A 12,410-nucleotide genomic window follows, 5' to 3' on the forward strand; every position below is an offset into this window, starting at 1 on the left:
TCGTCGGAGGTACCGGGTCACTCACAGTCCGCCGCCGCCCTTGCGGCTGCCGGAGTCGAGCACGCCCTGCTGCTCCCTGGCGATGTCGTCGAGCGCGTCCTTCGGCTTCTTCGCGCCGTTGAGAGCCGCGTTCACGTTGGTGTTCTCGATGTCGACGAGGCGCGCGTACTCGGGCACGTTCCACATGTCCCGCATCCGCGGAACCGAGTCGGCGTACACCTGGTTGAACGGCCCGGCATTGAGGAACTCGGGCGAGGACAGGGCGTCCGTACGCGATGGCACACCGCCAGCCGCCGCCCACTTCTTCTGGATGTCAGCCCGCTCGAACCACTTCATGAAGTTCAGGGCCTCCGCCTGGTTCGCCTCGGCGGCGTAGGCCGACACGTGCATCCCCATCCCGCCGAGCGGGACCAGGTTCGTCTTCTGGCTCGGCAGGGTGGCAAAACCCAGCTTGTCGAGAATCTGCTCCCGCGTGGTGCCGAGCGTCGACTGCTTCGGATCGAGCAGACCGCCGCTCGCGGCGATCCAGTTGAACGCGATGCATGCCTTGCCCTGGGCGACCGCCGCGTTCACCTCGTCGATGAACCAGTTGCCGGAGCCCTTTGCGGTCAGCGGCTTCATCTTGTTGACCAGGACGTCCATCGCCTCCTGGCCCGCGGCGTCGTTGAGGACGCCCTCGATCTTGCGCGTCTTGGGGTCCCAGAGGTTGCCGCCGTAGACGCCGTTGACCGTGTTGTAGGTTACGGCCGCGGCGTCGGAGCCGTTGGCCTGGTGGAAAGCCAGGCCGCTGACGCCGGGGTTGTCCGCCTGGCACTTCCCGGCGACTGAAATCATCTCGTCCCAGGTCTGCGGTGGCTTGTCGCCGATCAGGTCCTTGCGGTAGATCATCGTCCAGGTGTCGCCGAGCAGCGGGAGTCCGTACAGGCTGGCGTTTTCGTCGCGCTTGCCGGTCTCCGCCTGGGGGAACTGGCCGTAGGCCGCCAGGAGGTACGGGTTGTAGGCCGTGACGTCGATGTTGTTCTTGACGAAGTCGGTGATGTCGAGGATGTTGCCGTTCGTCACGGCCTCGCCGATGTGCTGCGAGTCCAGGATCGCGATGTCGAAGTCGGTCTTGCGCGCGGCGAACTGGGTGAACATCGCGTCGTGCCAGTTCGCGTTCGGCACCGTGTTGACCTTGATGGTCGCGTTCGGCCGCTCCTTCTTGTACTCCGCGTTCGCGAAGGCTTCCAGTGCCTGGGCAGGAGGCCATTCGAACCAGATGAAGCTGAGTGTCAGCGGGTCCTTGGTGAGCTCCGGGACGGTCGCCGGCGCCTTGGGGGCGCTCGCCTCCGCGCCGTCGTCCTGGCCGTCACCACAGGCCGCCACGGACGTGGCGGCCGCCAGCAGCATGGCCGCCGTCGCCAGTTGCACCTTTCGCCCGGTACCGGAAATTCGTCCTATTCGCTGTTGATACCGCATCTTCCTGCCTGCTTTCTGGCTGGGGACTTCTAGAACCTCGCTATGTGCTTCGCCGAGCAGTTGCCGGGTTGTTCAGGCGTGTTGCGGGCTGTCACAGGGGCCGTACTGCGATCGCTGCGGTTCCGGGACGATGCAAGATCGCGATCATCCGCCACTTTTCCTATACGATCTGGTGGGGGCGTCAGCATGTCGCAGCGTTGTGACTGATGTCAACAGGTTCCCGAAGACGCCAGAGAGGACCCTCACGTCACGATGGACGACGATGCGATGACCGCGCGGGGCCGCAGGGCCGTGCCGGGCGGAACGCCGCCGGGAAGGTCTGGCGGCCGGCTCGCCGACGAGGTGTACGACACGCTGCTCGGACAGCTGATGTCGCTCCGGATCGAGCCTGGCTCCCGCGTCACGATCGACGTCCTGGCCCGAGAGCTGGGGGTCTCGCAGACGCCGATCCGGGACGCTCTGAACCGCATGGAGGCGGAGGGTCTGGTCGTGCGTGTGCCCCATGCCGGCTATCGCATCCCTCCGCAGATCACCCGTCAGCGATTCGAGGACATGCTCGAGGTCCGCCTGCTCCTCGAGCCGGCGGCGGCACGCAGGTCCGCCGAACGCGCATCCCCGGCGCAGGTGGCCGGTCTGCGACGGATGCTGTCGGAGATGGCGGAACTGGAGGGGGGCAACGGGCCGATGGCCTACGGCGCCTTCGGGCTACGCGACGCCGCTTTCCACGACCTCGTCGCCCTGAGCGCGGAGAACCAGGTCATCCGCGAGGCGCTCGCTCGCCTGCACAGTCACGTGCACCTCTTCCGGCTTCACCACGACACCCAGGTCACCCACCTGGCCATGGCCGAGCACGAGGATGTCGTGGCCGGAATCGCGGCGCGCGACCCCGAGGCCGCCGCCTACGCGATGCGTCGGCACATCTTGCGGTCCGGCGAGCGTTTCCGACGATTGTTCGACGAGGCCAGGGGCGCGGACGGAATGGCGGTGCAGGCTTGACGGGCGGACTGGCCCGAGGAATGCTAACTCAACCGGATCGGATCGGATTGGATCTAGCTCACCCGCCCCCAGATGCGAGGAGAAGCAGGTGCCCAGAGCGCTGCTCCTGACCGGCGATGCCGCCGAGGAGCTCGACACCATGTATCCCTACTATCGCGTGCAGGAGGGCGGCTGGGACGTCGACGTCTCGTCACGGACGATGCGTGACGTGCAACTGGTCATCCACGAGTTCGACCCCAACTCGGACGCCTACGTGGAGAAGAACGGCCGGAAGCTGCCGGTCGACGTGCCGTGGGCCGAGGTCGACGTCGAGCGCTATGACGCCCTCATCATCCCCGGCGGGCGTGCCCCCGAGTGGATCCGGGTCGACGCCGACGTCAGGCGCATCACCGAGCACTTCTTCGCGCGCAACCTCCCCATCGCCCTGGTGTGCCACGGCGCGCAGGTGCCAGCGGTGTACGGGCTGCTGAAGGGTCGGAAGACGGCGTGCTTCCCACCCATCACCGGTGACATGGAGAACGCGGGCGCGACGGTCGTCGACGCTCCAGACGTCGTGGACGGCAACCTCGTCTCCTGCCGGGGGTGGCCCGACATGCCGCAATTCGGCCGGGCGATGATGGAGGTCTTCTCGAAGTCCGTCAACCCCGCATCGGCATGAGCACACCTGGCCTGCCCAGGTGACGACACTTCGGACCGTCACGGTCGACGGCTCCCCCGTCCACTTTCTGGAGAGCGGCACCGGGCCCGCGGTGCTGATGCTGCACGGCTCCGGACCCGGCACGACCGGGTCCGGCGCCTGGGCAACGACGGCGCGGGCGCTGGGCATGTCCTGGCACCTGGTGGCTCCTGACCAGGCAGGTTTCGGCCGTACACCTGTCCCGGCGGGCTCCAGGGGTGGCCTCCGGCTGTGGACGGAGCAGGCCGCCGGCCTGATGGACGCGCTCGGTGTCGAGAACTACGCCGTGGTGGGTCACTCCATGGGCGGCGCCGTGGCGCTGGCGTTGGCGGCCGAGCGCCCGCAGCAGGTCACCCGGGTCGTGGCGGTCTCGACGATGGGCGCCCCCGGGGCGCCGCTCTCCGCCGACCTCGACGCGATCTGGGCCGCCCCACCCGGCCCGCTCGGGGCACGAGACATGCTGAGTCGCCTCGTCCTCGACCAGGCGCTCGTGACCGACTCGGCCGTCGATGCCCGGGCGGCTGCCATGCGAGCGGGGGCGGCCGCATTCGCGTCGTTGTTCCCCCCACCGAGGGCACGATGGGTCGACGAGCTCACCCTCTCGGCGCGGACGCTGGCGGCGGTCCGCGCGCCCGTGCTGCTCGTGCACGGCGCCGAGGACCGGGTCACCCCGCTCGGGACGGCAGCCCAGCCCCTGCTCGAACAGCTGGCCGATGTCCGTCTGCACGTGCTCGGCCGATGCGGGCACGTGCCGGCGATCGAGCACCCGCACGAGTTCAGGCAACTGCTGTCGTGCTTCCTCCGCCGGGACCCCGGTCACTGATTGCTGCGGCAGGTCCGCTGCTTGCTGCCGAACCCGCCCGATCATCCGACGTTCGCTGCCATGGAGTCTCGATATCATGGGCGCACCAATCCCCTGACCGGATGGGAATTTCATGAGCCTGCGAATCAGAATCGTCACCGTCGCCGTGCTCCTGGCCGCCATCGCAGTCGTCGCCATCGTGACCCAGGCCCAGACTCTCTGGAACGTCGCCGGATTCACCTGGTCCAACTAACCCGATCTCTCCTCCTCTCTGAGGGGGACGTTCAGCTTCCCCTCAGAGGAGCTCGTCATGCCGACGCGCCCCCGGGCACCGTACCGTCCGTCGTCTTCGTCCCTGAGCGATCCTCGCGCGCGTGAAGAGGTGCCCTGCTCCGACAGCTACCAGATCTGAGCGTCCTGGCGACGGGACGGTCGTCGTGGTCGGTACGTTGCCGCTCGTTCCGGGGCGGAGGAGGCGCCATTGGTACCTGGGTACCACGGACGGCCGGGAAGTGTCGACTGCGGTACCAGGGTCGTGGCGCTGCGCGAACCTAGCGTGGTGAGCATGATTCAGGTACGCGAAGTAACCAAGCGGTACGGTACGAAGACGGTCGTCGACCGCCTCTCGTTCACCGCGCAGCCCGGACAGGTCACCGGTTTCCTGGGCCCCAACGGCGCCGGCAAGTCGACGACCATGCGGATGATCGTCGGCCTCGACGCGCCGACCGCGGGCGATGTGCTGGTCAACGGCAAGCCGTACGCGTCGTCGAAGGCACCACTGCGCGAGATCGGCGTTCTGCTCGAGGCCAAGGCAGTACATCCCGGCCGTACGGCGGTCAGCCACCTTCTCGCGATGGCTCGCACGCACGGCATCCCGCGCTCCCGCGTCGACGAGGTCCTCGACCTGGCCGGCCTCTCGGCCGTCGCCCACAAGCGGGTCGGCGCCTTCTCCCTCGGCATGGGCCAGCGGCTCGGCATCGCCGCCGCGCTGCTCGGCGACCCGGCCGTGGTGATGCTCGACGAGCCGGTCAACGGACTCGATCCGGAGGGAGTCCTCTGGGTGCGCAACCTGCTCACCGGCCTGGCCGCCGAGGGCCGTACCGTGATGTTGTCCTCGCACCTGATGAGCGAGGTCTCGCTGATCGCCGACCACCTGGTCATCGTCGGCCGAGGCAGACTGCTGGCCGACACCACCGTGGCCGACTTCGTGGCCGCCGAGGGTGTGCGGGTCGTCACCGCCGCCCCCGACGCGCTGCGCACGTTGATCGCCCGCCCAGGTGTCACGGTCACCTCGACCGGTGCCGAGGAACTGCTCGTCGCCGGCGCCTCCGCCCGCGAGATCGGGCTGGCCGCGGCTACCCGTGGCATCCCGCTGTTCGAGCTCACCCCGCAGAACGCCTCGCTCGAAGAGGCATTCATGGACCTGACCCGCGACGCTGTCGAATACGAGGCCGCCCGATGAAGATCACCGCTGGTGGCGTTGTCGCCGCCGAATGGACCAAGTTCTCCTCGCTGCGCTCCACCTGGATCACGACCGGCATCTCCGTCTTCCTCCTGATCGCCTTCGGCATGATCGCCTCGGCCTCCTTCTCGGGCGACGAACTGACTTCGATCGACCTGGCCCTGTCCGGCAGCAGCCTGGCCGCGCTGTCCGTCGGCGTGCTCGGCGCGCTGCTGGGCGCCGGCGAGTACACCACCGGCATGATCCGGGCGACCCTCGCCGCGGTGCCGCGTCGGTTGCCGGTGCTGTGGTCGAAGATCCTCGTGGCCGGGTCTGCCGCCTTCGTCACGATGACCGCCGGCGCCTTCGCCGCCTTCGCATCGGGGTCGGCCGTGCTCAACGACAAGGTCGGCGGCGTGGGCCTCGGCGACGACGGCGTGCTGCGGGCCCTGCTCGGTGCCGGCCTCTATCTCGGCCTGGTCGCCGTGCTCGGCGTCGCGCTCGGCATGCTCGTCCGCTCCAGCGCCGGCGCCATCGCGATCCTGGCCGGTCTGCTGCTGATCGTGCCCGGTCTGGCCGCGCTACTGCCGAGCTCGATCTCCGAGGCCATCACCCCGTACCTGCCCAGCAACGCCGGCAGCGCCGTGATGGCGCTGAACCAGGCGGACGGCGCCCTGGCGCCCTGGGCCGGCCTCGCGGTCTTCGCCGGGTACGTGATCGTGACGCTCGGCGCGGCGGCGTACCGGCTCAGGGCGACCGACGCGTGAGCGGGTAAGGGAGAATCGGCAGATGAGCGGGCAGGGATGGCTGGTGGACCGGCAGGCACGACTGCGGGCCTTCGACCGGCGCCGCCCGTGGGTCATGGACACCCTGGTGGCCGTTCCGCTCGTGCTCTTCAGCATCCCCAACATCATCGAAAATCCCCTGTCGGCGACCATCGCAACCCTGGTCCTGCTACCAGCGCTGTACTGGCGGCGGCGGTACCCGTTCCCGGCGTTCCTGGTCACCGCGACCATCGAGTTGATCGAGGGATTGCTCGACGTCGGCGTCGGCGCCGGGGTGATCCTGCTCGTGATGCTGTTCGGGGTGGCCTCCCGCGCTTCGTGGCGGGCGCTGGCCTGGTCCTCCACGATCACCGTCGCGCTGCTGGTCGCCGAGATCTACCTGCTCAACCCGGTGACGGAGAACCGCATCGTCACGCTGTTCCTGGTGATCGGCACGTCGGCGGCCGCGGTCGCGTCCGGCGTCGCGGTGCGCACCCGCCGGGCGTACCTCGTCGCACTCGAGGACCGCGCCGCCCGCCTGGAAGTCGAGCGGGATCAACGGGCCCGCCTCGCCGTCGCCGAGGAGCGGGCCCGGGTGGCCCGCGAGATGCACGACATCGTCGGCCACCACGTGTCGGTGATCGTGGGCCTGGCCGACGGCGGCGCCGCGCTCGCGACCACGCGGGGCGAGCAGACCGCCGAACCGCTTCGGTTGATCGGTGACACCGGCCGGCAGGCGCTGTCCGAACTGCGCCGGGTGCTGGGCGTACTGCGCGAGGGGGACACCGATCCGCAGCTCAGCCCACAGCCCAGCATCGACGACCTCAACCGGCTGCTGCCGAGCATCCGGGCGGCCGGGCTGCCGGTCACCTACTCCACCTCGGGCGAGCTACACACCCTCGGCAAGGGCGTGCAGCTCGCGGTCTACCGCATCGTCCAGGAAGCGCTCACCAACACCCTCAAACACGCGGGACGCGGCGCGGCCGCGGACGTCACCCTCGCTGTCGCAGACGGGGAGGTACGGGTACAGGTCCGCGACAACGGTCACGGCGTACCGGCGGCCCCGAGCCACGGCCTGCTCGGGATGCAGGAACGCGCCGCCATGTACGACGGGGTGGCGGTCACCGGCCCGGCCGAGCGGGGCTGGCTCGTCGACGTGGTCCTCAAGGAGCCCTCATGACCACCGTGTTGATCGCCGACGACCAGCAGTTGCAGCGCATGGGGTTCAGGATGCTGCTCGACGGCACCCCCGAGATGACAGTGGTCGGCGAAGCCTCGGGCGGCGCCGACGCCGTGCGGATGGCGGAACAGACCCGCCCTGACGTGGTGTTGATGGACGTCCGCATGCCCGGCATGGACGGCATCGAGGCCACCCGCCGGATCACCTCGGCTGGCTCGCGCACCCGCGTACTGATGCTGACCACCTTCGACCTGGACGAATACGTCTACGCGGGACTGCGAGCCGGCGCGAGCGGCTTCCTACTCAAGGACGCCCGCCCCGAGGAGCTGATCGCCGGCATCCGCGCCGTCGCGAGCGGCGATTCGGTGGTGGCTCCCAGCCTGACCCGCAAGCTGATGAACGCCTACCTCCAGGATCCGGCGCCGACCGCACGTGCGGATCCCCGCCTGAGCAGCCTGAGCGAGCGAGAGCGAGAGGTCCTGGAGGCGATCGGCCAGGGCGCCACCAACACCGAGATCGCCGAACGTTTCACCCTCACCGAATCCACGGTGAAGAAGCACGTCGGACGCGTCCTGGCCAAGATCGGCGCGCGGGACCGGATCCAGGCGGTCATCTTCGCGTACGACAACGGCCTGGTCCGACCACGCGCCTGAGCAGCTGCCGCCACGACTACACGTCGTCCGCTTCGGGCAACGCGGAGGAGGCTGCCCGCGACCGCCTGCTCAGCGGAGGTGGCCGGCGAGGTTGCGCACCGCCTCGTCGAACGCCCCCTCGGCCTCGCAGGGGCTGTGTCCTCTGATCGGTGGCGGGAAGATGTCGCCGGCCGGAGCGGTGACGCCGCGTGGGTCGCGAATCCGCCGGTCCACCGTCCGCTTCCGGTCGGACGCGTCGGGTGCCTCGTCGGGTCGCCGCGCCGGGAAGACCCTGCCGCCGAGGGGGTCGGTGTCCCGCCACAGGTTCACCCACCGCCAGCCGATCCGGTCGGCGATCTCGTGGATCACGTCGTCGTTGACGTAGGCGGGAAAGAGCCGGGCGTACATCCGTCGAAGTGGCGAGCCGTGGGTCAGCAGGGCGATCCGGTCGGTGATCCGCGGCGGCAGCTGCAGCACGCTCGCGGCGAGCAGGACGGAACCGTGGCTGTGCCCGGTGAGCACCACCGCGTTTCCTGAGTCGACGAGGTAGGTGATCCGGCAGGTCAGTTCGGGAACGGCCCGTTCGGCGTAGCACGGTGGCGCGAACGGGTGCGCGGCTCTGGGCCAGAAGGTGCCCAGGTCCCACAGCACGCCCACGTACCGCCGGAAGCCAGGGGTGCGGTGGGCGAAGATCCCGCCGACGATCAGACCCACGATGATGGCGGCGATCAGATAGCTGCCGAAGCCGATCGCGAAGTTGACGAAGCCGACCGGCAGCCCCACGTAGCGCTGGACCAGTTCGCTGGGAGACGTCGGCAGCAGGCCGAGCGCGACCGCCGCGATGCCGACTCCGGCGAGGCAGGCATAGAGCACCGCGAGCGGCACCAGAGTCTCGGTGAACCGGGCACGGGCTATGGTCCTGCCCACCTGCCGCAGCCGGGGCGTGGCATCGGCGGCGCGTCCGGGAAGTCACGGGCGACGATCGACGACGCGGCACGGATCCGTCCCGGTCGGGACGCCAGCGACACCAGGCCGGCGACGGCCAGCGTCACCAGCACCGCCAGCGAAAAGCCGAGGATGGCCCAGATGCAGGAACGCGGAGGGCTGGTGATCAGCGCCTCGGCGGTCGGCGCGCCCCGGTTCAGGACGTCGGACACCCGATAGGCGAGTTCGGCGGAGAACGTGAGCGCCAGACTGATCGCGGCGACGGCGGTTGCCATGGCGCCGAACCCGTGCGAGCGTGCGACACCCGGCCGTCGGTCCCGGTGCCAGAACAGCACCACCCCGAGGACGGCCAGCAGCACCGCCTGGCCGATGAACAGCCAGACGACCGTCAGGTTGTAGCCGGGCAGCCCGTTCCGCTCCGGCCAGGAGGCCGAACTCGTCAGGAGGTGGATCAGGACCAGCACGGTCAGGCCGAGGGCGGTCGTGCGCAGCACGCCGACCAAGCGGTCGAGCTGCCGTTCCGTGGGCGCGGTCAGGGGTGGAGTGCAGAGCAGGATCGCGCACGCGATCAGCAGCAGCCCGGCAGCCACCGTCAGCACGACGGTGCCGATCGCGAGATTCTGTGCGGTCCGGGCGCCGAGCAGACTGAGGTCCAGCGTGGCAAAGGCCGCCGCGACGTGAATCGAGCGCAGTCGACCGACCAGCGGCTCGGTGTCCCACCGGCCGATCGCGGTGCGCCGGTGCGCCGGAAGGGGCTGGTCGGTCGCACGGAAGACGTGGAACGGGAGTGCCGGGCGGGCGCTGAGCGCCCACACCAGGCCGATGGCCGCCGCCGGCGCCAGCGCGAGCACCGCCAGGCGCACCCCGGCCGGACGTCCCCCGAGCCAGGAGAGCCAACTGCGTCCGGCCAGGCACACCGGCGAGGACATGCACCTCCACCCGATCACGTCCAGCGCGACCCCGACGAAGCTCAGCACGTACATCCCGGTCAGGGTGAGTGCCAACAACCGGCACAGGGCCTTGATCACTGGGTCGGGGCCGGCGCCGGCCGGACGCATCCAGATGGCCAGGTTGATCAGCATGAAGGGCAGCAGGATCACCATCGACAACGTCCGCACAGCGGTGCCAGCAGGAAGATTGTTCCAGCGGTAGGCCTCCAGCGTCACTCCGTCCGCCTTGCCGCCCTCGTGGTTGTCCGGCCGCGGTCGGTAGAAGCCGCCCCTGTGGTCGCCCGCCACCTGCTGCACGTGCGGGCGATCCAGCAGGTCGTCCGGGCCGGTACCGGAGACCCCGTGCACCCGCAGCTCCACCACACCGTCGTCCCCGGCGCGCCCGCCCGCCTCTCGGTGATTCATCCGGTACCGGCCCCCCGGCGTGTTACGTAGCCTGCTGCTCGCGGCCGCCGACACGCAGGGCCGGCCCAGCCTCGGCTGGCCACCCCGACCCGCTCGGCTTCGTCCGACGCCGCCCGTGTGGCGAGGTGGGCATACCCCACGAAGGGCGAAACAACCTCACTCTTCGCTCCCGATTTCGTCGTGGAGACCGAAGCCACCGCTGTCCTCGCCGGCCCGGTGACATCGACGACACCACGTCACGGGCCCCTGTGCCGTGGTGTCCTTCGCGGCGTCTCGACGCCTGGGTAACCTGGACCTCACACAAGTGTGAGGTTCGACGGAAGGCAGGAATGACCACCATTCGGATCGGTGAGCTCGCCGCCCGCACCGGGGTCAGCGTGCGATCCCTGCGCTACTACGAGGAGCAGGGCCTGCTCACCAGCCTGCGCAGCCCGAGCGGGCACCGCCGCTACTCCGAGGGCCAGGTCGAGCGGATCCTCCTCATCCAGCGGCTGTTCTCCGCCGGCCTGAGCAGCCGGACAATCGTCGATCTCCTGCCCTGCGTCGACGCCCCGAGTGCGGACGCCTCCGAGGCGGCGCTGGAGCGGATGCGTCAGGAGCGGCACCGGCTCGACGTGCACATCGAAGACCTGGTCAAGACCCGTGCGGTACTCGACGAACTGATCGCCGCCAACCGCGCCTACCGTAGCGAACTCGCCAGCGCGTGACCCGCGCCGCACTCGTCTCCGGCGGCCGACGCAACTATGCCGATCAGGTACCGTGCCGCCTCGTCCATGCACTCCGGGTATAGGTTCGCCGCATGGATCTGGTCGCCGCCTGTCGAGCGTTCGTCGCCGTCAGCGGCCATGGCAGCTTCACCTCCGGCGCCGCCGCGGCGGGAATTCCCCAGTCGGTCGCCAGCCGCCGCATCGCCGCCCTGGAGGAGCACTTCGGGGCGCGGCGCCCGGAGCCTGCACGACCACCTGCGGACGGGCACCCTGCCCTGGTGGGGTTAGCCGACCGGCACGCCGTCCCACCGGCGGCGGCCGAGGTCCCACCGGCGGCGGCCGAGCGGCGACACCGCTCCGGTCAGTACCTTGTCAGCACGTGCGTGCATCCGGAACCCCCCGGTCCTCGGTCGCCCCTCACCACCCGGAGACCACGATCTCCGCCGCCCGGGCGATGAGGGCGTCGTCGTAGCTGGCGTCCTGTTCGTCGCGGCTGGACAGCACCGCGAGGACGATCGGCGCGCGGTCCGGTGGCCAGATCACCGCGATGTCGTTGCGGGTGCCGTATCCGCCGGCCCCGGTCTTGTCACCGACGACCCAGCCCTCGGGAACGCCGGCGCGGATCAGCGCGGCGCCGGTGGTGTTGCCCCGCAGCCAGTTGTTGAGGATGTCGCGGTCCGCCGGGTCGAGGGCGTCGCCGACGGCGTACCGGCGCAGGTCTTCGGCGAGCGCCCGGGGTGTGCTGGTGTCCCGCCGGTCGCCGGGCCGGGCCTCGTTGAGTTCGGTCTCGTAGCGTGCGGCGTCCGTGACCCGGTCGCCGATCCCGCGCAGCTTTCTCTCGAACCGTTGCGGTCCGCCGAGATGGCGCAACAGCAGGTTGCCGGCGGTGTTGTCGCTGTGTCGGACCGCGGCGTCGGCGATGGCCCGCAGCGTCATGCCCTCCGCGACATGCCGCTCGGTGATCGGCGAGTAGGTCACCAGGTCGTCTGCCGAGTACCGCACCACCCGGTCCAGCTCGGCGTCCGTGGTCTCGTCGAGGACCTCGGCGGCGGCCAACGCCTTGTACGTCGAGGCGTAGCCGAACCTCTCGTCGGCCCGGTGACCCACGGTCCGGCCGGTGCCGGTGTCGATCGCGTAGATTCCCAGCCGCGCGTCGTACCTCTGCTCCAGCCGTCGGAACTCGCGGTCCCGGTCGGTGGCGGCGGACGTGGACGCGGTGGCCGTGGGCGTGGACGCGGTGGCCGTGGGCGTCATTCCGCGGTCGTGCGTCGGCTGCTCGGCGGCGTCAGCCGGGCCGCACGCGGCCAGGGACATCGCCGCCACCGCGGCCACCAGACGGTGTGTCGTAAGAACCATCATCGCTCCTTGTCGATGCCGTGAGCCCGGCGCGAACGACGCCGGTCGGGCAGGACTCGACTCTGGCGGGAATCCGCTATGCGGTCGAAGACCGAAGT

12 protein-coding genes and 1 pseudogene are annotated in these 12,410 nt (G+C 69.9%); 9 read left to right on the plus strand and 4 right to left on the minus strand.

Annotated features, from left to right (window positions below; all coding sequences use genetic code 11):
* Positions 1-21 precede the first annotated feature (21 nt).
* Positions 22-1,410: an extracellular solute-binding protein gene (locus O7626_RS17640; RefSeq protein ID WP_278062252.1), complete on the minus strand. Its 1,389-nt coding sequence runs from the start codon at positions 1,408-1,410 to the stop codon at positions 22-24.
* Positions 1,411-1,710: 300 nt separating this feature from the next.
* Between O7626_RS17640 and O7626_RS17645 the strand changes: the two genes are divergently transcribed.
* The 7 genes from O7626_RS17645 (at position 1,711) to O7626_RS17675 (ending at position 7,970) form a co-directional block, all read left to right on the plus strand.
* The gene (locus O7626_RS17645; protein WP_278062253.1) at positions 1,711-2,454 is read left to right on the plus strand and encodes a GntR family transcriptional regulator; all 744 of its coding nucleotides are present in this window, start codon (positions 1,711-1,713) and stop codon (positions 2,452-2,454) included.
* Between the two features lie 88 nt (positions 2,455-2,542).
* Entirely contained in the window at positions 2,543-3,112 is a 570-nt protein-coding gene (locus tag O7626_RS17650) for a DJ-1/PfpI family protein (protein WP_278062254.1), read from the plus strand.
* Between the two features lie 19 nt (positions 3,113-3,131).
* Positions 3,132-3,953, plus strand: coding sequence for an alpha/beta hydrolase (locus O7626_RS17655; RefSeq protein WP_278062255.1), 822 nt, complete (start codon positions 3,132-3,134; stop codon positions 3,951-3,953).
* A 544-nt stretch (positions 3,954-4,497) separates the two neighbouring features.
* A complete protein-coding gene (locus O7626_RS17660) occupies positions 4,498-5,394 on the plus strand; it encodes an ABC transporter ATP-binding protein (protein WP_278066202.1) in 897 nt (298 codons plus the stop codon).
* Positions 5,391-6,140 (plus strand): ABC transporter permease, encoded by a 750-nt coding sequence (locus O7626_RS17665; protein WP_278062256.1) that lies wholly within the window; start codon positions 5,391-5,393, stop codon positions 6,138-6,140. Before O7626_RS17660 ends, O7626_RS17665 begins: the two co-directional genes overlap by 4 nt.
* Before the next feature lie 22 nt (positions 6,141-6,162).
* A complete protein-coding gene (locus O7626_RS17670) occupies positions 6,163-7,317 on the plus strand; it encodes a histidine kinase (RefSeq protein WP_278062257.1) in 1,155 nt (384 codons plus the stop codon).
* Complete coding sequence (locus O7626_RS17675; protein WP_278062258.1) at positions 7,314-7,970, plus strand: response regulator transcription factor; 657 nt, start codon at positions 7,314-7,316, stop codon at positions 7,968-7,970. The genes O7626_RS17670 and O7626_RS17675 overlap by 4 nt, the downstream gene beginning before the upstream one ends.
* Before the next feature lie 69 nt (positions 7,971-8,039).
* On the opposite strand, the gene O7626_RS17680 is transcribed toward O7626_RS17675, so the two are convergent.
* Both O7626_RS17680 and O7626_RS17685 read right to left on the minus strand, forming a co-directional pair.
* Positions 8,040-8,876: a hypothetical protein gene (locus O7626_RS17680; protein WP_278062259.1), complete on the minus strand. Its 837-nt coding sequence runs from the start codon at positions 8,874-8,876 to the stop codon at positions 8,040-8,042.
* Positions 8,861-10,249 carry a hypothetical protein gene (locus O7626_RS17685; RefSeq protein ID WP_278062260.1) on the minus strand — a complete coding sequence of 463 codons (1,389 nt, stop codon included), beginning with the start codon at positions 10,247-10,249 and terminating at the stop codon, positions 8,861-8,863. The genes O7626_RS17680 and O7626_RS17685 overlap by 16 nt, the downstream gene beginning before the upstream one ends.
* A gap of 338 nt (positions 10,250-10,587) precedes the next feature.
* Here O7626_RS17685 and O7626_RS17690 point away from each other — a divergent pair, with 338 nt between their 5' ends.
* Positions 10,588-10,956: a MerR family transcriptional regulator gene (locus O7626_RS17690; protein ID WP_278066203.1), complete on the plus strand. Its 369-nt coding sequence runs from the start codon at positions 10,588-10,590 to the stop codon at positions 10,954-10,956.
* A gap of 92 nt (positions 10,957-11,048) precedes the next feature.
* A pseudogene (locus tag O7626_RS17695) lies at positions 11,049-11,189 on the plus strand (LysR family transcriptional regulator); the annotation flags it as partial.
* A 184-nt stretch (positions 11,190-11,373) separates the two neighbouring features.
* On the opposite strand, the gene bla reads toward O7626_RS17695, so the two are convergent.
* Positions 11,374-12,312 carry a class A beta-lactamase gene (gene bla / locus O7626_RS17700; protein WP_278062261.1) on the minus strand — a complete coding sequence of 313 codons (939 nt, stop codon included), beginning with the start codon at positions 12,310-12,312 and terminating at the stop codon, positions 11,374-11,376.
* Between the last annotated feature and the right edge of the window lie 98 nt (positions 12,313-12,410).

The sequence above is a fragment of the Micromonospora sp. WMMD1102 genome, assembly GCF_029626265.1.
Classification (GTDB): domain Bacteria; phylum Actinomycetota; class Actinomycetes; order Mycobacteriales; family Micromonosporaceae; genus Plantactinospora.